Genomic DNA, 22,755 nt, shown 5'->3' with positions numbered 1-22,755 from the left:
GCGGTCCGGCCTGAGTGGCGGCTTACCAGCGGCTTTGGCTTGAATCGCGCTAAAACGAATCGATATTTTCGGGTTGTCACCCACGGAAAGCGAAAAATAGCGAAAATATTCGATCTGAAATTTGTTCTTTGCTGTGTGCCTCCCATCCATGATCGGGAGCGGCACGGCGATCACCGCAGAAGTCGTTCCATGAACCAGTCCACTCAACCCTTGGCTACAACGCGTGCACAACTGCTGGAGCGCCTGGCGCAGACCGAAAGCTTCGATCTGGCCATCGTGGGCGGCGGTGCCACGGGGCTGGGCGTGGCGGTGGATGCAGCGGCACGCGGCTTCAAGGTCGTGCTGCTGGAGTCGCTGGACTTTGCCAAGGGTACTTCCTCGCGCGCCACCAAGCTGGTGCATGGCGGCGTGCGCTACCTTGCGCAGGGCAATATCTCCCTGGTGCGCGAAGCACTGCATGAGCGCACGACCCTGTTGCACAACGCACCGCATCTGGCCCAGCCCCTGGCCTTTGTGATGCCCTCGTACAAGCTGCTGGACACGCCGTTCTACGGCATCGGCCTCAAGATGTATGACGCTTTGGCCGGCAAGGCCGGCCTGGGGGCTACCGAATTCCTCTCCAGCGCCAAGACCGTGAAATACCTGCCGACCGTGCAGCAAAAAGGTCTCAAGGGCGGGGTCAAGTACTGGGATGGTCAGTTTGACGATGCGCGCCTGGCGCTGGCGCTGGCGCGTACCGCGGCGGCCAAGGGTGCTTTGCTGATCAACTACTGCCCGGCAGAAAAGCTGATCTATGAAAACGACCAGATTGCCGGACTGATCTGCCGCGATGCGGAATCGGGCCGCAACTTCACAGTGCGCGCCAAGTGCGTGGTCAATGCCACGGGGCCCTGGGTGGATCTGTTCCGCCAGCAGGATGCCGAGGCCCAGGGCAAGCCCGTCAAGCCCATGGTTGCGCCCAGCCAGGGCGTGCACGTGGTGGTGGACCGCGAGTTCCTGCCCACGGATCATGCGCTGCTGATCCCCAAGACGGCCGATGGCCGTGTGCTGTTTGCCGTGCCATGGCTGGGCAAGGTGATTCTGGGAACCACCGACACGCCGCGTCATGATCTGGCGCGCGAGCCCCTGCCCTTCCCCGAAGAGCTGGATTTCATTCTCGGCGAGGCCGGCAAGTATCTGAACCGCCAGCCAACGCTGGCCGATGTGCGCAGCATGTGGGTAGGTCTGCGCCCCCTGGTCAAGCCGCAGGATGATGATGGCGAGAACACCAAGAAGATCAGCCGCGAGCACACGGTGATGGCCAGCAAGACGGGTCTGGTGACCGTTACCGGCGGCAAATGGACCACCTACCGTGCCATGTCCGAGGATGTGCTGGCCGAATGCTTCCAGATCGGTCGTCTGCCCAGCCGCCCTGCAGGGGTGACCGTGAACCTGCCGTTGGTCGGTGCGCCGGCTGAGGCGGCCGTCACGCACAGCATGAATCAGAGCCAGGGACTGCACTCCTACGGCACGGATGCTGCCGCCGTGGCGGCGTTGCCGGGCGCGCAGAACTGGCTGATGGACGGTCTTTCCGAGGCCATGGTGCGCTTTGCCGCCCGCTTCGAGTACGCACGTACCGTCGAGGACATGCTGGCGCGCCGCAGTCGCCTGCTCTTTCTCGATGCCCGCAAGGCGGCCGAGATCGCGCCTCGCGTGGCTGCCATCCTGACCGAGGAGCTGGGGCAGGATGTGCATCTCAACGATTTCCTGGCTCTGACCCGCCAATATCTGCCCGCTCAGGGCTGATCTGTGCGGCCGCTCTGCGGAGCGTGGCGTGCGGGCAACAGGCTGCTGGTCCGCAGGCCTTGCGAAAATGTGAGCTGTCAGCGCTTTCCATCTGTTGATTTCAGATGAATTATTGTTTGAAATCAATGCTCTAAGAGCGCTATACGCTATTGTTTTGGTTGCAAGTGCGAAAGGCCTGTCTGCCAGGCTTGGCGCCAGTGAAGTCAGTGCGGGTATTGCGGGCTAAACGCTTGACGCACAAAGGATTTCCTGCGACAATCTCATGCTTCACGTGTAAAAGCGTGGAACTTTCTGCCCAGCGGGAAGCCCTTCGGAATGGTCCGAGGGGTGGACGACGGGCCCAAGACTGACCGGCTGCTTGAACGGCCCTTGAGAAGACTCTGGGGCTGTCGAGCGTTGCTGGAGCAAGTTGGGAATATTGAAATGATCCAAACAGAATCTCGGTTAGAGGTTGCCGACAACACCGGCGCGAAGTCTGTTCAGTGCATTAAGGTGCTGGGCGGTTCTCATCGTCGCTACGCAAGTGTTGGCGACATCATCAAGGTGAGCGTCAAGGAAGCAGCTCCTCGTGGTCGCGTCAAAAAAGGCGAGATCTACAGTGCTGTGGTTGTGCGCACCGCCAAGGGCATCCGTCGTGCAGACGGTTCGCTCGTGAAGTTCGACGGCAATGCCGCCGTGCTGCTGAACGCCAAGCTGGAGCCTATCGGCACCCGCATCTTTGGCCCCGTGACTCGTGAACTGCGTACCGAAAAGTTCATGAAGATCGTGTCGCTGGCCCCTGAAGTTCTCTAAAGGAATAGCACCATGAACAAGATTCGCAAGGGCGACGAAGTTATCGTGCTGACCGGCCGTGACAAGGGCAAGCGTGGCGTGGTTTCTCTGCGCAAGGATGACTCCCACGTGATCGTGGACGGTATCAACCTGGTCAAGAAGCACACCAAGCCTAACCCCATGAAGGGCACCACCGGCGGTATCGTGGAAAAGGCTATGCCTATCCACCAATCCAACGTGGCTATCTTCAATGCAGCGACCGGCAAGGCCGATCGCGTGGGCATCAAGGTGAACGCCGACGGCACACGTGTTCGCGTGTTTAAGTCCAATGGCGCTGAAATCGCCGCCTAAGGAGCAACACATGGCACGACTGCAAAAACTCTATCGCGAAAAGATCGCGGCTGAACTGAAAGAAAAGTTCGGCTACACCTCCGCTATGGAAGTGCCCCGTCTGACCAAGATCACTCTGAACATGGGTGTGAGCGAAGCCGTGGCCGACAAGAAGGTGATGGACAACGCCGTGGCTGACCTGACCAAGATTGCTGGTCAGAAGCCTGTGGTGACCAAGGCCAAGAAGGCTATCGCTGGTTTCAAGATCCGCGAAGGCCAAGCTATCGGCTGCATGGTGACCCTGCGTGGCGTTCAGATGTACGAATTCCTGGACCGTTTCGTGACCGTGGCTCTGCCCCGCGTGCGTGACTTCCGTGGTATCTCGGGTCGCTCGTTCGATGGTCGCGGCAACTACAACGTTGGCGTCAAAGAACAAATCATCTTCCCCGAAATCGAGTACGACAAGGTGGACGCTCTGCGTGGTCTGAACATCAGCATCACGACAACAGCGAAGAACGACGAAGAGTGCAAGGCACTGCTCGCCGCTTTCAAATTCCCCTTCAAGAACTGAGGTGGCGCATGGCTAAAGTAGCAATGATTCAGCGCGAACTGAAGCGCGAAAAGCTGGCAGCCAAGTATGCTGCCAAGTATGCAGAACTGAAGGCAATCGCCGGCGACGTGAAGCGTTCCGACGAAGAGCGCGACGCCGCTCGCCTGGGTCTGCAGAAGCTGCCCCGTAACTCGAACCCCACTCGCCAGCGTAACCGTTGCGAGATCACTGGCCGTCCTCGCGGTACCTTCCGCCAATTCGGTCTGGGTCGCGCCAAGGTGCGTGAATTGGCCTTTGCTGGCGACATCCCCGGTGTCACCAAGGCCAGCTGGTAAGCAAGCAGGAGAGATTAAACATGAGCATGAGTGATCCCATCGCTGACTTGCTGACCCGCATCCGCAATGCACAACTGGTCTCCAAGGCCACTGTGTCGGCTCCTTCCTCCAAGGTCAAGGTTGCCATCGCACAAGTGCTGAAGGAAGAAGGCTATATCGACGGCTTCGAAGTGAAGTCCGAAGGTGGCAAGTCCGAACTCGAAATTACCCTGAAGTACTACGCCGGTCGCCCTGTGATCGAACGTATCGAACGTGTGAGCCGTCCCGGCCTGCGCGTCTACAAGGGTCGTCACGCAATCCCTCAGGTCCAGAACGGCCTGGGTGTGGCCATCGTCACTACTCCCAAGGGCGTGATGACCGATCGCAAAGCACGTGCTGCCGGTATCGGCGGTGAAGTGCTGTGCTATGTGGCCTAACGGACATTAAGGAGAAATACTGAAATGTCTCGCGTAGCAAAAGCTATTGTGACCATCCCCGCTGGTGTGGATGTGTCCATCAACGCTGAATCCATCAAGGTCAAGGGCAAGGGCGGCGATCTGTCCCTGGCTCTGAACCGTCTGGTGGCCATCGGCAACAACGACGGCAAGCTGTCCTTTGCTCCCGCCAACGATTCCCGTGAAGCTGACGCTCTGGCCGGTACTTTCCGCCAGCTGGTCAACAACATGGTCAAGGGCGTGACTGAAGGCTTCGAGAAGAAGCTGACGCTGATTGGCGTGGGCTACAAGGCCGCTGCACAAGGTTCCAAGCTGAACCTGGCTGTGGGCTTCTCGCACCCCGTCAACTTCGAGATGCCTGCCGGCATCACTGTGGCTACCCCCACTCCGACTGAAATCGTGATCAAGGGTGCTGACCGTCAAGTGGTCGGTCAATTGGCTGCTGAGATCCGTGCCGTTCGTCCTCCCGAGCCTTACAAGGGCAAGGGCATTCGCTATGCGAATGAGAAGGTCGTGATCAAAGAGACCAAGAAGAAGTAAGGAGCTGCATGATGTTGAACAAGAAAGAGCAGCGTCTGCGCCGTGCCCGTCAGACTCGCATCCGCATTGCCCAGCAAGGCGTTGCACGTCTGAGCGTGAACCGCACCAACCTCCATATCTACGCCTCCGTGGTTTCGGAAGACGGCACTACCGTGCTGGCTTCGGCCTCCACTGCAGAAGTCGAAGTGCGTTCGCAACTCGGCGCCGCTGGCAAGGGTGGCAACGTGGCCGCCGCCACGCTGATCGGCAAGCGCATTGCTGAGAAGGCTAAGGCTGCTGGCGTTGAGAAAGTGGCTTTCGACCGCGCCGGTTTTGCATACCACGGCCGCGTGAAGGCTTTGGCAGAAGCCGCTCGCGAAGCGGGCCTGCAGTTCTAAGCGGAGCGGATACAAATGGCTAAATTTTCCCCCAAAGTGCAAGACGAAGGTCGTGACGACGGTCTGCGCGAAAAAATGATCGCGGTCAACCGCGTCACCAAGGTTGTGAAGGGCGGTCGTATTCTCGGCTTCGCTGCACTGACCGTGGTTGGCGACGGTGACGGTCGCGTTGGCATGGGTAAGGGCAAGTCCAAGGAAGTGCCTGCTGCCGTGCAAAAAGCGATGGAAGAATGCCGTCGCAACCTGATGAAGGTTGCACTGAAGAGCGGCACCATTCACCACTCGGTGAAGGGCCATCACGGCGCTGCCAAGGTCGAACTGCACCCAGCTCCCAAGGGTACCGGCATCATCGCTGGCGGCCCCATGCGCGCTGTTTTTGAAGTGGTGGGTATCACCGACATCGTGGCCAAGAGCCACGGTTCGTCGAACCCCTACAACATGGTTCGCGCAACTTTCGACGCTTTGAAGAACTCCACGACCCCTGCGAACGTGGCAGCAAAGCGCGGCAAGTCGGTCGAAGACATCTTCACCGCCTGATCGGAGTCCAGCACATGACAACACAACAAACTGTCAAGATTCAGCTGGTTCGTAGCCCCATCGGCACCAAAGAGTCGCACCGTGCGACTGTGCGTGGCCTGGGTCTGCGCAAGCTGAACAGCGTCAGCGAACTGCAGGACACTCCTGAAGTGCGCGGCATGATTAACAAGATCGCCTACTTGGTGAAGGTTCTCTGAAAGGATTGATGATGGAACTCAATAGCATCAAGCCTGCAGACGGCGCCAAGCACGCCAAGCGTCGCGTGGGTCGCGGTATCGGTTCTGGTCTGGGTAAGACCGCCGGTCGCGGTCACAAGGGTCAGAAGTCGCGTTCGGGTGGCTACCACAAGGTGGGCTTCGAAGGCGGTCAAATGCCTCTGCAGCGTCGCCTGCCCAAGCGTGGCTTCAAGTCGCATCTGCTGAAGTTCAATGCAGAAGTGACCCTGTCCGAGCTGGATAAGCTCGGCCTGGCCGAAGTCGATCTGGCTGCTCTGAAGCAAGCCGGTCTGGTTGGTTCTATCGCTAAGGTCGTGAAGATCATCAAGAGCGGTGAACTGACTAAGGCTGTCAAGCTCAACGGTATCGGCGCTACCGCCGGTGCCAAGGCTGCCATCGAAGCTGCCGGTGGCAGCATCGCCTGATTAAAGTTCTGAAAGAAGACATCCGTGGCTACTAGCGCAGCTCAAATTGCAAAGACTGGAAAATTCGGCGACCTGCGTCGTCGTCTGGTTTTTCTGTTGCTTGCGCTGGTCGTATACCGCATCGGGGCGCATATCCCCGTTCCGGGCATCGATCCAGCGCAGCTGCAGCAGCTGTTCTCTGGCCAGCAGGGCGGCATTCTCAATCTGTTCAACATGTTCTCGGGTGGAGCGCTCTCGCGCTTCACAGTGTTCGCACTGGGGATCATGCCGTACATCTCGGCATCGATCATCATGCAGCTCATGACCTACGTGGTCCCGACATTCGAGCAGATGAAAAAGGAAGGTGAAGCGGGTCGTCGCAAGATTACCCAGTACACCCGCTACGGCACTCTGGGCCTGGCGCTGTTTCAGTCCTTGGGAATTGCTGTTGCTCTGGAAAGCTCCGCAGGCTTGGTTCTGAACCCTGGTTTTGGCTTCCGCATGACTGCGGTCGTCAGTCTCACGGCCGGCACCTTGTTCCTGATGTGGCTCGGTGAACAGATCACTGAACGTGGTCTGGGCAACGGTATCTCGATACTGATTTTTGGCGGTATCGCCGCAGGCCTGCCGAGCTCTATCGGCGGTCTGCTGGAGCTGGTGCGCACCGGTGCCATGAGCATTCTGGCGGCAATCTTCATTGTTCTCGTTGTGGCAGCCGTGACGTATTTCGTCGTGTATGTCGAACGAGGTCAACGCAAGATCTTGGTGAATTACGCACGCCGACAAGTCGGCAACAAGGTGTACGGTGGTCAGTCTTCGCACTTGCCACTGAAGCTGAACATGGCAGGTGTGATTCCTCCCATCTTCGCTTCGTCGATCATCTTGCTGCCCGCTACGGTGGTGAATTGGTTCAGTGCAGGAGAATCCATGCGCTGGCTGAAGGATATTGCGAGCACGTTGACCCCTGGTCAGCCAATCTATGTCATCCTTTATGCTGCCGCGATCATTTTCTTCTGCTTCTTCTATACGGCCCTGGTTTTCAACAGCCGGGAAACTGCCGACAACCTGAAGAAGAGTGGCGCTTTCATCCCCGGGATTCGTCCTGGCGAACAGACAGCCCGCTACATTGACAAGATTCTGGTTCGCCTGACCCTGGCTGGCGCGATCTACATTACCTTCGTGTGCTTGCTGCCCGAATTCCTGATCCTGAAGTACAACGTTCCGTTCTACTTCGGTGGTACATCGTTGCTGATCATTGTGGTCGTGACAATGGACTTCATGGCGCAAGTGCAGAACTACGTGATGTCGCAGCAATACGAGTCGCTCCTGAAAAAAGCGAACTTTAAGGCTGGTATTTGATGACAAGGCTGCCCAAGGGGGCAGCCTGCCAAAAGTTAGTAGACGCCCATCGATCTATCGCGGGCATTGTTTCCCGGTCGATAGGCCGATAGTGGATGGAAAGTTTTAGGAGAAAAGAATGAGAGTTTCGGCTTCGGTCAAGAAAATCTGCCGTAACTGCAAGATCATCCGCCGCAAAGGTGTTGTGCGCGTGATCTGCACTGACCAGCGCCACAAGCAGCGCCAAGGTTGATTGAAAGCATTAGAGGACTAATATGGCACGTATTGCTGGCATTAACATCCCGCCGCACAAGCATGCTGAAATCGGCCTGACTGCCATCTTTGGCATCGGTCGCACTACAGCTCGCAAAATCTGCGAAGCATGCGGTATCGAGTATTCCAAGAAGGTCAAGGACCTGACGGACGCTGATCTGGAAAAGATCCGTGACTTCCTGAATCCCATGACTCTGGAAGGTGATCTGCGTCGCGAAACCACCATGAACATCAAGCGTTTGATGGACATCGGTTGCTACCGCGGTTTCCGTCATCGTCGCGGCCTGCCCATGCGCGGTCAACGTACCCGCACGAACGCCCGTACTCGCAAGGGTCCGCGCAAGGGTGCAGCGGCTCTGAAGAAATAAGAGATTGAAAGATCATTATGGCTAAGTCTCCCGCAAACAACGCAGCTGCTCGCGTTCGCAAGAAGGTCCGTAAGAATATTTCTGACGGTATCGCGCACGTGCACGCTTCGTTCAACAACACGATCATCACCATCACCGACCGTCAAGGCAACGCTCTGTCGTGGGCTTCGTCGGGTGGCCAGGGCTTCAAGGGTTCGCGTAAGTCGACTCCCTTTGCTGCTCAGGTTGCTTCGGAAGTGGCCGGTCGTGCTGCTATCGAACAGGGCATCAAGAACCTGGAAGTCGAAATCAAGGGTCCCGGTCCTGGCCGTGAATCCTCGGTTCGCGCCCTGGGTGCTCTGGGTATCCGCATCACTTCCATTTCGGACGTGACACCGGTTCCCCACAACGGCTGCCGCCCTCAAAAGCGTCGTCGTATCTAATTTTTTTATCAAGCCCACCGCCGCCCAGGTGCATTTGCATCGCGGGCGGCTCCCGTGTTTGCGCACGGTAGATGACACAAAGGAAATCAAGTGGCACGCTATATTGGCCCCAAGGCAAAACTCTCCCGCCGCGAAGGCACCGATCTGTTCCTGAAGAGCGCTCGTCGCTCCATCGCAGACAAGGCTAAGTTCGACACCAAGCCTGGTCAGCATGGCCGCACTTCCGGTCAGCGCACTTCGGACTACGGTCTGCAACTGCGCGAAAAGCAGAAGGTCAAGCGCATGTACGGCGTGCTGGAGAAGCAATTCCGCCGCTACTTCGAAGCAGCTGACCGCAAGCGTGGCAACACTGGTGCCAACCTGCTGTCCCTGCTGGAATCGCGTCTGGACAACGTTGTGTACCGCATGGGCTTCGGCTCCACTCGCGCTGAGGCACGTCAGCTGGTGTCGCACAAGGCTATCACCGTGAACGGCCAGTCCGTGAACATTCCTTCCTACTCCGTGAAGGAAGGCGACGTGGTTGCCCTGCGTGAAAAGTCCAAGAAGCAAGCTCGCGTGGTCGAGGCTCTGCAACTGGCTGCTCAAGTGGGCTTCCCCGCATGGGTGGAAGTGTCTGCTGACAAGGCAGAAGGTACTTTCAAGAAGTCTCCTGACCGCGATGAATTCGCAGCTGACATCAACGAATCCCTGATCGTTGAGTTGTACTCGCGTTAATCTTTAGCAGCGACATTTCTGTAACCGTCCCCACGGCGCGAGGCATCGCGCCGTGGGTGCTTCACCAGCCTTACCGGTGTAACGAGCCGAGGGTATTGAGAGGAAGTCTGCATGCAAACGAATTTGCTGAAGCCCAAGACAATCAATGTCGAGCAACTTGGTCACAACCGTGCCAAGGTTGTTCTGGAGCCGTTTGAGCGTGGCTACGGTCATACGCTGGGCAATGCCCTGCGCCGTGTTCTGCTCTCCTCCATGGTGGGTTACGCAGCGACGGAAGTGACGATTGCTGGAGTGCTGCATGAGTACTCCTCCATCGACGGTGTCCAGGAAGATGTGACGAACATCCTGCTGAACCTCAAGGGTGTGGTGTTCAAGCTGCACAATCGTGACGAAGTCACCCTGAGCCTGCGCAAGGATGGCGAAGGTGTTGTCACTGCCCGTGACATTCAGACCCCCCACGACGTAGAAATCGTCAACCCTGATCATGTGATCGCCCATCTGTCGCAAGGCGGCAAGCTGGACATGCAGATCAAGGTGGAAAAGGGCCGCGGCTATGTGCCCGGCAACGTGCGCCGCTACGGTGACGAATCGACCAAGTCGATCGGCCGTATCGTGCTCGACGCTTCGTTCTCGCCCGTCAAGCGCGTGAGCTACGCTGTCGAATCCGCACGTGTGGAACAGCGTACCGATCTGGACAAGCTGGTTCTGGAAATCGAAACCAACGGTGCCATCACCGCTGAAGACGCAGTGCGCGCATCCGCCAAGATCCTGGTGGAGCAGCTGGCAGTGTTTGCCCAGCTCGACGGTGGCGATATCGCCAGCGTGTTCGACGCTCCTGCCGGTGGCCGCGGTGCTGCCACCTCGTTCGATCCCATCCTGCTGCGTCCCGTGGACGAGCTCGAGCTCACCGTACGTTCTGCCAACTGCCTCAAGGCAGAGAACATTTACTACATCGGTGACCTCATCCAGCGTACCGAAAACGAGCTGCTCAAGACTCCCAACCTGGGTCGTAAGTCGCTCAACGAGATCAAGGAAGTTCTGGCTTCCCGCGGTCTGACGCTGGGCATGAAGCTCGAGAACTGGCCACCAGCTGGCCTGGAAAAGCGTTAATCGCTACAATAGAGGACTTTGCTGAAATCGATCGGTTTTGGCAAAGTCCAAGTGCCTCGGGCAGTACCTGATACGGCTGCCTGATTTAATTTAGAAAAGATCTCCGGATAAAAACGGGGAGCAAAGGAAAAGCACCATGCGTCACGGCAACGGCCTCCGCAAACTGAACCGCACTTCTGCACACCGCAAGGCAATGCTGCAGAACATGATGAACTCGCTGATCGAGCACGAAGCCATCAAGACCACGGTCCCCAAGGCCAAGGAACTGCGTCGCGTCATCGAGCCCATGATCACTCTGGCCAAGGTTGACACCGTGGCTAACCGCCGTCTGGCTTTTGACCGTCTGCGCGACCGCGACAGCGTGACCAAGCTGTTCAACGTGCTGGGTCCCCGCAACGCTCAGCGTCCTGGCGGCTACACACGTATCCTGAAGATGGGCTTCCGCGTGGGCGACAACGCTCCCATGGCCTATGTGGAACTGGTTGAGCGCGCTGAAGAAGCCGCTGCAGCAGCTGAATAAGCCCGAGCGGGCTGAAAAGCCTGCTATAATTTGGAAATACCGCGCGATGGAGCAGTCTGGTAGCTCGTTGGGCTCATAACCCAAAGGTCGGAGGTTCAAATCCTTCTCGCGCAACCAAATTGAAAAAGGTCACGACATTGTCGTGACCTTTTTTTTGTCCATTTTCTCCATGGGCCAGAAGGCTGCACCCGCCTTAACTCGTCATGCCCCTGACTGTGTGCCTGAGCGACGGCGCAGGTGCTCGCGTACGCGGTCGGCGATCACCTGGGCGATTTCCGGGCTCAGCACCTCGCTGATATGCAGCACTTCGGTGTAGTGCAGATAGAGCAGACCGCGCAAGGTCCGGAATGCCGTCTCATGTGTGGCCCCGCAGATGCTGGCATCGTTGGCCAGCACACGCTCCACGGCTCCGGGCTCAAGCAGCCGGATCTTGCAGATAGCTGCCTGATGCAGGATCTCCAGGTCTATTTCCTCAAGGCGGTTTTCCCATTCATCGGGCAAGAATCGGTTCGCTGGCATATAAGGTGGCTCTCCTGCTCAATCCATGGACATCTCAGACCCGGATGCTGGCATACCCTGGGCCAGGCCGTCGGTTTTGCTTCTACAAGTCTTGATGCTTATCAAATGCCGACAAGGTGAACGTCGGCCTGGGGACAAGGCCGTGCGGCACTGCATCATGATGCCAGTCTGCGACCTGAGCACCAATGCCCGTCCGTGTCTCCTGAATTTCTCCGAGCTGAGGTATGGTGTCTCGATGCGCTGCAGGTAAAGAAAAGGACTTGTATGTTCGAGAAAATCGTCTCGATGTTCCGCTACTTCAAAGCAGCCGTGCCGTTTCGGCTGGTGCCTGCACTGATTGCCACCCTGGTGCTGATCGGTCTGCTGCTGACACCGGTGCCGGCCGGGCTGGATACCAAGGCATGGCAACTGGTGGCCATCTTTCTGACGACCATCGTGGCGATCATTCTCAAGGTCATGCCCATAGGTGTGATGGCTCTGATGGCGATTGTCATCGTGTCGCTGTCCCAGGTCACTTCCAGCTCATCCAAGGGCGCGATCACGGATGCGCTGAGCAGCTTTGCAAACCCCCTGATCTGGCTGATCGTGGTGGCGGTTCTGATCTCGCGCGGCCTCAAGAAGACGGGGCTCGGCAACCGCATCGGTCTGCTGTTCATTGCGCTGCTGGGCAAGCGCACCATAGGCATAGGTTACGGACTTGCGATCTGCGAGCTGGTGCTGGCCCCATTCACGCCCAGCAACACGGCGCGTGGCGGCGGCATCGTGCATCCGATCATGAAGTCCATTGCCAACGCCTTCGAGTCGGACCCGGCCAAGGGAACCCAGGGCAAGGTCGGGACCTATCTGGCACTGGTCAACTACCACTCCAACCCGATCACCCCGGCCATGTTCCTGACCGCGACGGCGCCCAATCCTCTGGTTGTGGACCTAGTGGCCAAGGCCACGGGCCAGTCCCTGCACCTGAGCTGGACAAGCTGGGCGCTGTACATGCTGCTGCCAGGCCTGCTGTGTCTGCTGCTGATGCCGCTGGCGGTCTATCTGCTGTCGCCTCCCGAGCTCAAGGCCACGCCCAATGCCGTGGAGTACGCTCGTGCCGAGATGACCCGCATGGGGCCGCTGTCGGGCAAGGAGCGTGTCATGCTGGGAACCTTCGGCATGATGCTGCTGCTATGGGCCAATGTGCCGCAGATGCTGTTCGGTCCGGCCTTCACGCTGGACCCGACCGTGGTGGCGTTTCTCGGCCTGTTCGCCCTGATCATCACAGGCACCATCGACTGGGATGATGTGCTGTCCGAGAAAAGTGCCTGGGACACCCTGATCTGGTTCGGTGCCCTGGTGATGCTGGCCGAGCAGCTCAACAGACTGGGGGTGGTCGCCTGGTTTGCCGAGGGCCTGAAGAATGCCATCGTCGCCAGCGGCCTGGACTGGCTGCCTGTGGCTGCCATTCTGGTGGGCGTCTTCGTCTTCTCGCACTATCTGTTTGCCAGCACCACCGCCCATATCAGCGCCATGATGCTGGCCTTTCTGACCGTGGGTGCGCAACTGATCCCCGCCGACTACGTCGTGCCCTTCATGCTGATGATGACGGCCGGCTCGGCCATCATGATGACGCTGACGCACTACGCGACCGGAACATCGCCCATCATCTTCGGCAGTGGCTATGTGACTCTGGGCGTCTGGTGGCGCGTAGGTGCTGCCATGTGCGTGCTGGAGCTGCTGATCTTCGCTGTCGTCGGCGCTGCCTGGTGGAAGTTGCTGGGGCTGTGGTGACCTACGGCCTCAGGTCGCCGTATGTAGGGGCTCGCCCAGCGACAGCATGAGCCGGTTGGCCCAGTTGAAGAAAGCCGTGCCGTGAAGCGCATCGGAGATGGCGGCGTCGTCGAGCCCGGCGGCGCGCAGCGCATCGATATGACTGGATTCCAGCGCGGGCGGCGTCTGCGTCAAGGCCACGGCGGCGGCGACGATGGCATTCCAGCGCGGACCCAGATCGCTGCCCGGGCCTTCATCGAGCAGGCGCTGCACATCGGCGGCGCGTTGCGAGAAATGTGTGGCAAAGCGCGCATGTACCGAAGCGCAGTAGATGCAGCCATTGGTGCGTGAGGTTGCAGCAGCTGCCAGCTCGCGCTCGGCACGCGCAAGGCCCGCGTCGGGGTTGTAGAAGATGTCCTTGTCGGTGCGCGTGCGTGCTCCCAGCGTGTCGGGGTCGCGCGCCAGCAGCCGGAAATAGGGTGAACGCGCGCGCGCCGCATCCACCAGTCCCGCATGGTGGCGCTCGCTCAGCTCGCTCTCCTGCAGCGGAGCTATCCATGGCTGCCAGTCTAGCTGTTCCTGGGTGAAGACCTGGGGGGAGGTGTTGTGCGTGGTGGTCATGGCTGGGCTTGCAGGGCGAGGGTGGGAGATGCCGTGGTGACTGCAGCTCGTGCGCCAAGCACGCGCAGCCCCGCCACGAGGCGGATCTGGAAGGACAGGAAAGAGGCGAGCTGGGACAGGATGACGATATCGGTCTCGCTCCAGCCGGCCTGCTGCAGCGCCAGCAAGGTCTGGGCACTCGCATCGCGTGGGTGGTAGGCCAGCAGATGGGCATGGGCCAGCGCGGCGCTCAGGCGTGGGCCCAGCAAAGCCGCATGCGCCGGGTCCACGGCGTAGCTGGGGCCGCTCTGGTCCTCGCGGCTCAAGGGGCCGGGCGGATAGATCCCGTAGGGGCCGTGCGGGCCGCTGCCGGCCTGCAGGCTGGCAGCGCGCCCGCGCACCACTTCCGAGCTCACGGCATCGGCCAGATCGGCATCCTCGGCCGCCAGGGCGCGTGTGTAGAAGGCCGTGCTGCGAGGCTCGCCATGCAGGCCTGCCGTGAAGGCGGCCAGCGTCAGGCGCTCGCGCAGGGAGACGGTTCCTGCAACGGGCTCGGCGGGGGTGAACAGCGCGGCAAAGCTTTGCTGGGCCTGGGTGCGAGCCTCGCTGCGGTGGCGGCGCACCTGATCCAGTGTGCTGCCGGCAGCGATATCGGCGAGATGGTCGATCACATCTTCGGGAAAGCGGGTCTGTGCGGTATTGCTCATGGTCATGCGGTTTGAAGCAGTTCGGTCCGGACTTGGGGTTGGGAAGCGCCAGTGGGGGCCTCGCTGCGGCGCCAGCCCAGAGCCGGCGCGACGACGGCTGCCGTCAGCTCGATGGAGCGCAGAATGGCCTGGTGCGGCGGGTCGATGGAGTGGACCTGGAACACGATGTCGCTGGCTTGCGCCAGCGCCGTGTCGGCGCGCAGCGAGGCGATCACCTCCTCGGGTGTGCCCACATGCACGTCATAGGCTTCAATGAGCTGCTGCAGCGGCGCCTGCGGATCGACGCGCGTTGCCCATTGCGTGGACGCGGATGAGGCCAGGGCCGCATGACGCTGGGCCGAACGGCGCAGGCCGGCCTCGGCCCATTGCAGTGCCTGGGCGCGCTTGTCGGACACGAGCAGGGTGCGCGACGCCAGGATGCGTGGCGCGCGTCCTGCGGGCAGGGCCGCGAGATAGGCCTCGATGATGGGGTTCTGTATCTCGGACAGCGTGGTTCGGGGGCGGCCTTCGGGTCGGGGCTGGGTGCGCGAGAGCATCAAGCCGTCCCCGTTGGCGCCGGCGCGTGCCCCGCCTTCGACCGAGAACGTGGCCTGCCAGACGCGTTCCAGCAACTGCGGGGCTGCGGGGTACAGGCGCACGCCGCCTGCCAGCTCGCGCCCGGCCCAGGCATCCCTCAGCACGGCGAAGTTGCGCGCAAAGACTGCGCCGCGCTCGCTGCCTGTGACGCCGAAGGCCTCGAAGGACTCCGCCGTGCCGCCCGTGCCCAGGCCCACTTCGAGGCGGCCGCCCGACAGCAGGTCCAGCACGGCCGCATCCTCGGCCACGCGCAGCGCGTTTTCCGGCGGCAGCGTGACCACGCCCGTGCCCAGGCGTATGCGCCGCGTGCGGGCCGCGACATGCGAGAGAAAGACAAAGGGCGAGGGCAGGCCGCCCTCGCTTGCGTGGAAATGATGCTGGGCGATCCAGGCCGAGTCGAAGCCCTGGGCTTCGGCATGGGCGATCTGCTCGGTGACCAGGCGGTAGCGTTCGCCGGCCGGTACTTCATCGAGCAGGCGGCTGAAGAAGCCCAGGCGCGGTGCCGGGCGCACGCGAGCAAGAGTGTCAGGCGGGGTGGGGGACAAAATCAATGCTCCTTTTGCCGGGAATGGCGTCCATAAGTTCGCGCGTGTAGTCGCTGGTGGGGCGCAGGAACACGTCTTCGACGCGGCCCGCGTCCACCACCTTGCCTGCGCGCAGCACCGACACCGTGTCGGCGATCTGGCGCACCACGGCAAGGTCGTGCGAGATGAAGAGATAGCTCAGGCCCAGGTCCTGTTGCAGCTGTGCGAGCAGGGCGAGGATCTGGGCCTGCACGGTCACGTCCAGGGCCGAAACGGCCTCGTCCAGCACCACCACCTCCGGTTGCAGCACCAGGGCGCGTGCAATCGCCACGCGCTGGCGCTGGCCGCCCGAGAGCGCATGCGGGCGCCGTTCGAGCACGGCGGCCGGCAGGCCCACGCGCTCGAGCATGTCAAGCACGCGCTGGCGGCGTTCCTGGGGCTGCAGCGGCTCGAAGTTGAGCAGCGGCTCCTCGATGATGTCGAAGACACGCTGGCGCGGGTCCAGCGAGCTGAACGGGTTCTGGTAGACCAGCTGGACCTTGCGCCGCAGCTGGCGCAGGGCCTCGCCGCGCAGGCCTGTGAGTTCGGCGCCGGCGATGCGGATGCGTCCCGATGTAGGGCGCCCCAGGCCCACGATGTCGCGTATGGTCGTGGTCTTGCCCGAGCCCGACTCGCCGACGATGGCATGCGTGGAGCCACGGCGCAGGCGCAGCGACACGCCGTCCACGGCGCGGAAAACGCCGCGCCCCTGGCCGGGGGCATGGAAGTCGTGGATCAGGTCCTCGACCTCAATGGCCCAGTCTTGGGCAGCGGCCGCCGCCGATGGCGCAGTGCGACGAGGCGCGGGCGTGAGAGAGGGAGCGTTGGACAGCAAGCGGCGCGTATAGGCGCTTTGCGGATTGCGCAGAAGCTCCAGTGTCGGGCCTTGTTCCTGGATGCGCCCGTCCTGCATGACGATGAGGCGATGCGCGCGGTCGGCCGCCACGCCCAGGTCGTGGGTGACCAGCAGCACAGCGGTGCCGGTTTCGCGGCGCAGCTCGTCGATCAGATCCAGGATGCGCCGCTGCACCGTGACATCCAGCGCGCTGGTGGGTTCGTCGGCGATGATCAGCGCAGGCCGCAGCGCGATGGCGATGGCGATCAGCACGCGCTGGCGCATGCCGCCCGACAGCTCGTGCGGATACTGGCGCGCCCGCAGGGCGGGCTGGGACAGGCCCACGCGTGTCAGCAGGTCGATCACGCGCGCCTCGATGGCGGAGCGGTCGCGCAGGCCGTGAATGCGCAGGATTTCGCCGACCTGGTCGCCCACGGTGCGCACGGGGTTGAGCGAGGTGGTCGGATCCTGGGGCACCAGGCTGAGCACGCGGCCACGAATGCTGTTCCAGCGCGCAGCACTCCAGTCCGAAACATCGGTGCCCTGCAGCCGGATGCTGCCTTGCTCGCGGCGCCCGTTGTCCGCCAGCAAGCCGATCACGGCCTGGGCCGTGGTGGTCTTGCCCGAACCCGATTCGCCGACCAGTGCCACGACTTCGCCTGGTGCTATCGAAAACGACAGGCCGTGGACCACGCGCTGCTCCTGGCCGCCGTGGTCACGGTAGGCGATGATCAGGTCCTGGACTTCGAGCAGCGGGGCGGCAGCAGCGGCAGGGATTGTCGTGGTGGGGCGGTCTTGCAGCAGGGCGCTCATGCCGGCCTCCGCGCGAATGAGGTGCCGATGCGGTTGGCTGCCAGCACCACGGCCACCACGACCAGGCCCGGTGCCGTGGTCATCCACCATGCGGTGGCGATGTAGTTGCGCCCTTCGGCGATCAGCAAGCCCCATTCGGGCGTGGGCGGTGGCGCTCCGTAGCCCAGAAAGCCCAGCGTGGAAATCGACAGGATGGCCGAGCCGAACTGCAGTGCGGCCAGGGCCACCACCGAAGTCAGCGAATTGGGCAGCACATGGCGCCACAGCACGGCGGCAAAGCGTCCGCCGCTGCCGAAGGCCGCCTCCACATAGTCAGAGCGTCGCACGCGTACCACTTCGGAGCGCACCAGGCGCGCGAAGCCGGCCACGGATGCCACCCCCACGGCGATGGCCGCATTGATGGTGCCAAAGCCCAGCAAGATGATGATGGTCAGCGACAGCAGCAGCGAGGGCACGGCCAGCAGCACGTCGACCAGGCGCATCAGCGCGTCATCGACGCGGCCGCCCGTGGCTCCGGCCAGCAGGCCGATCAGCGTGCCCGCCACCAGGCCCACGGCCACGGCCAGGAAAGCGCCAGACAGTGAGTGCACGGAGCCATGCACCACGCGGGCCCAGAGATCACGCCCCAGCGCATCCGTGCCCAGCCAGTGCGCGAGGCCGGGCGCCAGCAACTGCTGACCGGCTTGGCCGACGACGGGATTCTGATGTGCAAACCAGCCCGGAACCAGTGCCCACAGTGCGGCCGCGGCAATCACCAGCCAGGCCAGGGCCAGCGTGGGCGACAGGCGCCTGAGCCTTTGCAGATCGATGAGGACGGGGCGAAGGTTTTTGGCGGCCGCTGCCGGCGAGGGGGCTTGCCTGGGCGCTGCGGAGGACGCGACGCTGGAAGCCTGAGGCTTGGGAATGATGGTCGAGACGGCGGTGTTCATGCCCGGTTCTCCACAGAATGACGCAAACGAGGATCGAGCAGCGGGTAGAGCAGGTCCACGGCGAGGTTGATGAGCACGAAGGCGGCGGCCGAGACCACGACCACCGCCTGGAGCACGGCCGTGTCCTGGTTGCCCACGGCCTGCTGGGTCAGCGTGCCCAGGCCGTTGAGGCCGAACACGGCCTCCGTCACCACGGCACCGGCCAGCAGCTCGCCGAACAGCACGCCGGCAATCGTCAAGGCCGGCAGCAAGGCATTGCGCGCCACATGGTGCAGCAGCACCCAGGCGCGAGAGGCACCCTTGGCGCGGGCTACGGCCACGAAAGGCTGGGCCAGCACGGTGTCGATATTGCGCAGCAGGATCTGGGCCAGCGGCGCCGAAATTGGGATGGCCAGCGTCAGCGTGGGCAGGACCAGGCCTTCCCAGGGGCCGGGATTGATGACGGGAATCCAGCCCAGACGGAAGGACAGCACCTGGATCAGCATGATGCCCAGCCAGAAAACGGGCACGGAGACGAAGACCGAGGGCAGGGCTTGCAGGGCATTGCGCAGCCAGGCCAGAGGCGCGAGGCTGGCCGCCGCCGCAAGCGCTATGGCCAGCAGCGCCGCCGTGGAAAAGCCCAGGCCTGCCAGGCGCAGCGTGGGCGGCAGACTGGTGGCCAGGCCCTGGCTCACGGGCACGCCGGCTTGCAAGGAGTAGCCGAAATGGCCCGTGAGGAACTGCCCCAGGGTGTGCAGGTATTGCTGCCAGACGGGCTGATCGGCCCCATAGGCGGCGCGGATGTCGGCGATCTCCTGCGGGCCCAGGCCCAGCTCGGGGTTCAGGAACTTGATCAGCACGGCGTCGCCCGGCAGCAGCTGCAGCAGGATGAAAGAAGCCGTGAAAGCGGCCCACAGCACCAGGGCGGCCTGTGCGATGCGGCCAAGCAGATAGCGGCGTGACATGGGTGCGCCTCCTTTGTCGGTGCGCGCTCAGCGCTTGGTCAGCCAGGTGCTGTAGAAGCTGGGGCGGCCCACGGCCTCGAAGCCCACTTCACGCACCCAGGTCGCACCCGCGAAGGCCTGGGGCTCCTCGAAGATCGGGATCACATAGGCCTGGTCGATCAGATAGTTCTGCACCTCGCCGGTCAGCGCCAGGCGCCGGTTGGCATCGGTCTCGGCCGCAATGGCATCGAACAGGTGGTTGAGCTTGCTGTCCTCGAAGGACTTGACCTTCTGGCTCACACCGCCTTTTTGCAGCAGCACATTGCGATTGCTCGGGTAGTAATTGCTCTTGATCACGTCGGGATCGGCGCGGCCCACCATGCCCGGCAGTACGCCGGTCTTGTCGGGGTCCAGCGTGTCCACCGTGCGGCTGCCCGAGTCTCCGGCCAGCACATTGAGCTTGATGCCCAGCCTGGCCCATTGCTGGGCCACCAGCTGCAAGGTCTCCTTGTTCTGCGGCTGGGGCAGGGATTCGTAGGTCGAGAGCACGAAGTCCTGGCCGTTCTTCTGGCGCAGGCCGTTGGCGCCCAGGCTCCAGCCGGCCTCGTCGAGCAATTGCCTGGCCCTGGCCTCGTCAAAGACCAGCTTGGCCGACAGGTCCACATAGCCGGCTGCCGTGGAGGCGATCACCGAACGTGCCTGAGGGTAGCGCGGCGAGAACAGGGTCTCCACAATCTCCTTGGTATTGGTGCCATGCAGCAGGGCCTGGCGCACCTTGAGGTCGGCCACCAGGGCGTTGTCGGGGCGGATCGCGATGCTGTTGTTCACACCGCGCGTGGATGGTGCGTAGATGGTGAACTTCTGCTGCTCCACGCGCTTTTCGTCATAGGCCTGGACCTGGCGGATGAAGCCGGCCTGGCCGGCCAGCAGCGCACCTATGCGCACGCTGTCCTCGGGGGTGACGATGAACTTGACTTCATCCAGGCGTGCGCGGCCCTGGTGGGCCAGCTTGGCCGGACCCCAGCGGTAGTCCTGGCGCGCCTTGAGCACCAGCTCCTTGCCCAGGGTCTCGCTGGCCACCACGAAGGGGCCCGAACCGATGATGCGCGTGGCGTCGCCCAGCTCCTCGAATGGACGATCCAGCGTGGCCGGCGAGACCAGGCCCGAGCCGATCACCGAAGTGCCCTGGAGAAAGCCCGGTGAGGGCTTTTTGAAGAAGAACTTCACAGTCAGCGGATCGACGACTTCGCTGCGCTCGTAATTGTTGATGACCTCGGAAACCGGCTGCTTGAGCGCCTTGTTGCCCAGACCGTAGGTGTCGAAGTTGCGCGCCACGGCGGCCGCGTCCAGCGGCGATCCGTCCGAGAAGCTCACGCCGGAGCGCAGCTTGAAGCTGTACTCGGTGGCATCGGCGTTCACGGTCCAGGACTCGGCGATCCAGGGCTGGATCTCCAGTGTTTCGGGGTCCTGGTAGGTCAGCTTGTCCGTGATCTGGTTGAGCACGCCACCGTTGGGATAAAAGCCCCCGGCAGGCGGATAGAGGTTGGTATGTGCCTGCTGTTCCAGGTAGACCAGGGTGCCGCCCTGAGCCGGCTTGGCCGAGGCATCGGCCTGGGCCGTGCCGGATTGCCTGGAGCAGCCAGCCAGCAGCATGCTGCCCGTCAGCACTGCCACTGCGGCCCATAGAGTCTGGCGTTTGGCCGACTTGTTCACTGGCTGTTTGATCGACGGATGCGTCTGCGAAGGGAAAAACACGTTCATACCTCGTCGCCACATGGCGTTGAAAACTCAGGTTCCGGACGCATCGCGCAGCGACCGACCGGATTCATGGTTCTCATGCTATCGACGCCAAATATTCGTGTTCATATATTGAGTAGCATCGTTATTCGAAAAACAACTAAGCGGTGCGAGGCCGCATATTTGCAAAGCGCATAAGCGCAGACGAATTCCTTTGTTGGTCCGGCAGGCCGCTCTCACAACAATGGCCAGGCATTCCTTCATTGAAAGCCCGCTCATGAGTCATCTCAACGAATATCTATCCGAAAAACGCGCGGCCGTGCTGGCACGCAGCGCCGCCATTGCGGCGGGCACGGCCCAGGCCGCCAGACTCAAGGCCAGCGTGCGTGCCGAGGGGCGCAGCGGCGTGCGCCGCCTGCGCATCCGCGAGCACCAGGTCATCAGCGACAGCCCGCCCGACTTCGCAGGCTACAACCTGGGGCCGAGCTCGCCCGAGCTGCAACTGGGCGTGCTGGGCACCTGCGTGACCCATATCTTTCTGATCCAGGCGGCCGAGCGTCAGGTACCGCTGGAGAGCCTGGAGGTCGAGGTCACGGGCGTCATCGACCCGCGCGGTGGCAAGCCCGGCCACGGGGCGACGCCGATCTGGCCGCACGATATCGGCTATACCGTGCATATCGATTCGCCGGCCAGCCGTGCCGAGATCGATGCACTGTTCGAGGCCGTGGAGAGAACCTGCCCCATCCTGAACCTGCTGCGCAACCCCCAGTCCATCCGCGCCGAGGTGCGCCATACCGACTCCAGCGCGCCCGAGCGCCTGGCGGCCTGAGAACCTTTTGGAAAGACTTTTGCATGAGCTTGCCACTCGACCATATCGTTATCGCGGTCCAGGACCTGGAACGCACGATTGCCGACTACCAGTCCCTGGGTTTCAATGTGCTGCGCGGCGGCGAGCACCCGGGTCGCTCCACGCACAACGCCCTGGTGGTTTTTGCCGACGGCGCTTATTTCGAACTCATTGCCTGGCGTGCTGCCGCGCCCGAGGAGCGCTGGTGGCAGCAACTGCATCAGCACGGCGAAGGGCTGGTCGACTTCGCGCTGCTGCCCACTGAGACTGGCGCCGTGGTGGCGGCGGCCCAGGCGCGCGGCCTGGACTATGAAGCCCCTTATGAGGGCGGACGTCTGCGTCCCGACGGAGAGCAGCTGCGCTGGCGCAATGCACGCCCTCCAAGTCAGGATCTGCCGTTTCTGTGCGGCGACCTGACGCCGCGTGTCTTGCGCGTGCCCGAAGGCCAGGCCCGTGTGCATCCCAATGGCGCGACCGGAGTGGCCCGTCTGGAGGTGGCGGTGCAGGACCTGCAGGCCAGCCTGGCGCGCTGGCGGGCATTGCTCGGCGATGCAGTGAGCGTCGGCCCGCTGCGGGTCTCGGCCGACGGCAACACGCAGCAGGTGTCGCTGGGTCTGGGCGCCACCGAGCTGGTGCTGGCCGCACCCATACAGGCTGCGGGCCCCCTGGCCCAAAGACTGGCCGCGCGCGGCGAAGGCCCTTATGCGGTCGTGCTGTCAGTGCCGCAGCAGGCAGCAGCAGGGGGACTGGACGAAGTTGCTACCCACGGGGTGCGCATTGAACTGGAACAGCATTCCGGGACCGAGGTGGAAACCGCCGCCGCCTAGGTCCAATAACAGGGGCGCTAGAATAGCGCCCCCGCTGACACCCATGCCCACTTCGGTGGGCGTTTTCGTTGCGGCCGCGGCAGCCTTTGCGGGCCGGCGCGGTGCAG

The 22,755-nt window shown here is 62.2% G+C and carries 29 protein-coding genes and 1 tRNA gene; 22 read left to right on the top strand and 8 right to left on the bottom strand.

The genetic code is table 11. The features are described from left to right. Positions 1–189 precede the first annotated feature (189 nt). From O987_RS25330 to O987_RS25240, 19 genes are all read left to right on the top strand, one after another. Positions 190–1,785 carry a glycerol-3-phosphate dehydrogenase/oxidase gene (locus O987_RS25330; protein WP_003050494.1) on the top strand — a complete coding sequence of 532 codons (1,596 nt, stop codon included), beginning with the start codon at positions 190–192 and terminating at the stop codon, positions 1,783–1,785. Positions 1,786–2,208: 423 nt separating this feature from the next. Continuing rightward, on the top strand, positions 2,209–2,577 hold the full coding sequence (rplN, locus tag O987_RS25325; protein WP_003050500.1) for a 50S ribosomal protein L14: 369 nt from the start codon (positions 2,209–2,211) through the stop codon (positions 2,575–2,577). Positions 2,578–2,589: 12 nt separating this feature from the next. Next, on the top strand, positions 2,590–2,907 hold the full coding sequence (gene rplX / locus O987_RS25320) for a 50S ribosomal protein L24 (protein ID WP_003050504.1): 318 nt from the start codon (positions 2,590–2,592) through the stop codon (positions 2,905–2,907). A gap of 10 nt (positions 2,908–2,917) precedes the next feature. Then, positions 2,918–3,457, top strand: coding sequence for a 50S ribosomal protein L5 (gene rplE, locus O987_RS25315; protein WP_003050507.1), 540 nt, complete (start codon positions 2,918–2,920; stop codon positions 3,455–3,457). 8 nt (positions 3,458–3,465) lie between these two features. After that, complete coding sequence (gene rpsN, locus O987_RS25310; RefSeq protein WP_003050509.1) at positions 3,466–3,771, top strand: 30S ribosomal protein S14; 306 nt, start codon at positions 3,466–3,468, stop codon at positions 3,769–3,771. Positions 3,772–3,791: 20 nt separating this feature from the next. Next, on the top strand, positions 3,792–4,187 hold the full coding sequence (gene rpsH, locus O987_RS25305; RefSeq protein WP_003050510.1) for a 30S ribosomal protein S8: 396 nt from the start codon (positions 3,792–3,794) through the stop codon (positions 4,185–4,187). 24 nt (positions 4,188–4,211) lie between these two features. Then, positions 4,212–4,745 carry a 50S ribosomal protein L6 gene (gene rplF, locus O987_RS25300; protein WP_003050512.1) on the top strand — a complete coding sequence of 178 codons (534 nt, stop codon included), beginning with the start codon at positions 4,212–4,214 and terminating at the stop codon, positions 4,743–4,745. 11 nt (positions 4,746–4,756) lie between these two features. Further along, positions 4,757–5,122: a 50S ribosomal protein L18 gene (gene rplR, locus O987_RS25295; RefSeq protein ID WP_003050513.1), complete on the top strand. Its 366-nt coding sequence runs from the start codon at positions 4,757–4,759 to the stop codon at positions 5,120–5,122. A 15-nt stretch (positions 5,123–5,137) separates the two neighbouring features. Then, entirely contained in the window at positions 5,138–5,659 is a 522-nt protein-coding gene (gene rpsE / locus O987_RS25290; protein WP_003050515.1) for a 30S ribosomal protein S5, read from the top strand. A 14-nt stretch (positions 5,660–5,673) separates the two neighbouring features. Next, complete coding sequence (rpmD, locus tag O987_RS25285; protein WP_003050517.1) at positions 5,674–5,856, top strand: 50S ribosomal protein L30; 183 nt, start codon at positions 5,674–5,676, stop codon at positions 5,854–5,856. An 11-nt stretch (positions 5,857–5,867) separates the two neighbouring features. Beyond that, on the top strand, positions 5,868–6,299 hold the full coding sequence (gene rplO, locus O987_RS25280) for a 50S ribosomal protein L15 (RefSeq protein WP_003050519.1): 432 nt from the start codon (positions 5,868–5,870) through the stop codon (positions 6,297–6,299). A gap of 24 nt (positions 6,300–6,323) precedes the next feature. Then, complete coding sequence (secY, locus tag O987_RS25275) at positions 6,324–7,637, top strand: preprotein translocase subunit SecY (RefSeq protein WP_003050520.1); 1,314 nt, start codon at positions 6,324–6,326, stop codon at positions 7,635–7,637. 118 nt (positions 7,638–7,755) lie between these two features. Continuing rightward, positions 7,756–7,869, top strand: coding sequence for a 50S ribosomal protein L36 (gene rpmJ / locus O987_RS25270; RefSeq protein ID WP_003050535.1), 114 nt, complete (start codon positions 7,756–7,758; stop codon positions 7,867–7,869). A gap of 22 nt (positions 7,870–7,891) precedes the next feature. Further along, positions 7,892–8,257 carry a 30S ribosomal protein S13 gene (gene rpsM / locus O987_RS25265; RefSeq protein ID WP_003050537.1) on the top strand — a complete coding sequence of 122 codons (366 nt, stop codon included), beginning with the start codon at positions 7,892–7,894 and terminating at the stop codon, positions 8,255–8,257. 17 nt (positions 8,258–8,274) lie between these two features. After that, positions 8,275–8,679: a 30S ribosomal protein S11 gene (gene rpsK / locus O987_RS25260; protein WP_003050538.1), complete on the top strand. Its 405-nt coding sequence runs from the start codon at positions 8,275–8,277 to the stop codon at positions 8,677–8,679. Between the two features lie 90 nt (positions 8,680–8,769). Next, positions 8,770–9,393: a 30S ribosomal protein S4 gene (gene rpsD, locus O987_RS25255; RefSeq protein WP_003050540.1), complete on the top strand. Its 624-nt coding sequence runs from the start codon at positions 8,770–8,772 to the stop codon at positions 9,391–9,393. 111 nt (positions 9,394–9,504) lie between these two features. Continuing rightward, on the top strand, positions 9,505–10,503 hold the full coding sequence (locus O987_RS25250; RefSeq protein ID WP_003050542.1) for a DNA-directed RNA polymerase subunit alpha: 999 nt from the start codon (positions 9,505–9,507) through the stop codon (positions 10,501–10,503). 136 nt (positions 10,504–10,639) lie between these two features. Beyond that, a complete protein-coding gene (rplQ, locus tag O987_RS25245) occupies positions 10,640–11,023 on the top strand; it encodes a 50S ribosomal protein L17 (RefSeq protein WP_003050544.1) in 384 nt (127 codons plus the stop codon). A gap of 40 nt (positions 11,024–11,063) precedes the next feature. Beyond that, positions 11,064–11,140 (top strand) — tRNA-Met (locus O987_RS25240). A gap of 84 nt (positions 11,141–11,224) precedes the next feature. Here the strand turns inward: O987_RS25240 and O987_RS25235 are convergent. After that, the gene (locus tag O987_RS25235) at positions 11,225–11,542 is read right to left on the bottom strand and encodes a hypothetical protein (protein WP_003050546.1); all 318 of its coding nucleotides are present in this window, start codon (positions 11,540–11,542) and stop codon (positions 11,225–11,227) included. A gap of 264 nt (positions 11,543–11,806) precedes the next feature. Here O987_RS25235 and O987_RS25230 point away from each other — a divergent pair, with 264 nt between their 5' ends. Next, positions 11,807–13,312: a DASS family sodium-coupled anion symporter gene (locus O987_RS25230; protein ID WP_043375511.1), complete on the top strand. Its 1,506-nt coding sequence runs from the start codon at positions 11,807–11,809 to the stop codon at positions 13,310–13,312. 9 nt (positions 13,313–13,321) lie between these two features. On the opposite strand, the gene O987_RS25225 is transcribed toward O987_RS25230, so the two are convergent. From O987_RS25225 to O987_RS25195, 7 genes are read right to left on the bottom strand one after another with little or no spacing between them, the layout of a single operon-like run. Beyond that, complete coding sequence (locus tag O987_RS25225) at positions 13,322–13,912, bottom strand: alkylhydroperoxidase domain protein (RefSeq protein ID WP_003050550.1); 591 nt, start codon at positions 13,910–13,912, stop codon at positions 13,322–13,324. Further along, positions 13,909–14,604, bottom strand: a complete 696-nt coding sequence (locus O987_RS25220) for a CMD domain protein (protein ID WP_043375507.1) — start codon at positions 14,602–14,604, stop codon at positions 13,909–13,911. The genes O987_RS25225 and O987_RS25220 overlap by 4 nt, the downstream gene beginning before the upstream one ends. After that, complete coding sequence (locus O987_RS25215) at positions 14,601–15,719, bottom strand: putative FMN-dependent luciferase-like monooxygenase (RefSeq protein WP_043375505.1); 1,119 nt, start codon at positions 15,717–15,719, stop codon at positions 14,601–14,603. The genes O987_RS25220 and O987_RS25215 overlap by 4 nt, the downstream gene beginning before the upstream one ends. Then, positions 15,700–17,385 carry a dipeptide ABC transporter ATP-binding protein gene (locus tag O987_RS25210; protein ID WP_043375503.1) on the bottom strand — a complete coding sequence of 562 codons (1,686 nt, stop codon included), beginning with the start codon at positions 17,383–17,385 and terminating at the stop codon, positions 15,700–15,702. The genes O987_RS25215 and O987_RS25210 overlap by 20 nt, the downstream gene beginning before the upstream one ends. After that, entirely contained in the window at positions 17,382–18,314 is a 933-nt protein-coding gene (locus tag O987_RS25205; protein WP_043375501.1) for an ABC transporter permease, read from the bottom strand. The genes O987_RS25210 and O987_RS25205 overlap by 4 nt, the downstream gene beginning before the upstream one ends. After that, the gene (locus O987_RS25200) at positions 18,311–19,258 is read right to left on the bottom strand and encodes an ABC transporter permease (RefSeq protein ID WP_043375499.1); all 948 of its coding nucleotides are present in this window, start codon (positions 19,256–19,258) and stop codon (positions 18,311–18,313) included. Before O987_RS25200 ends, O987_RS25205 begins: the two co-directional genes overlap by 4 nt. 27 nt (positions 19,259–19,285) lie before the next feature. Continuing rightward, complete coding sequence (locus O987_RS25195) at positions 19,286–20,998, bottom strand: TIGR04028 family ABC transporter substrate-binding protein (protein WP_051962259.1); 1,713 nt, start codon at positions 20,996–20,998, stop codon at positions 19,286–19,288. A gap of 220 nt (positions 20,999–21,218) precedes the next feature. On the opposite strand from O987_RS25195, the gene O987_RS25190 reads away from it, so the two are divergent. Both O987_RS25190 and O987_RS25185 read left to right on the top strand, forming a co-directional pair. Next, positions 21,219–21,803, top strand: a complete 585-nt coding sequence (locus O987_RS25190; protein WP_200879580.1) for an OsmC family protein — start codon at positions 21,219–21,221, stop codon at positions 21,801–21,803. A 23-nt stretch (positions 21,804–21,826) separates the two neighbouring features. After that, positions 21,827–22,648 (top strand): VOC family protein, encoded by an 822-nt coding sequence (locus O987_RS25185; protein WP_043375496.1) that lies wholly within the window; start codon positions 21,827–21,829, stop codon positions 22,646–22,648. Positions 22,649–22,755 lie beyond the last annotated feature (107 nt).

Source organism: Comamonas testosteroni TK102, from assembly GCF_000739375.1.
Taxonomy (GTDB): domain Bacteria; phylum Pseudomonadota; class Gammaproteobacteria; order Burkholderiales; family Burkholderiaceae_C; genus Comamonas; species Comamonas brasiliensis.
This window is presented reverse-complemented; position numbering and strand designations above follow the sequence as displayed.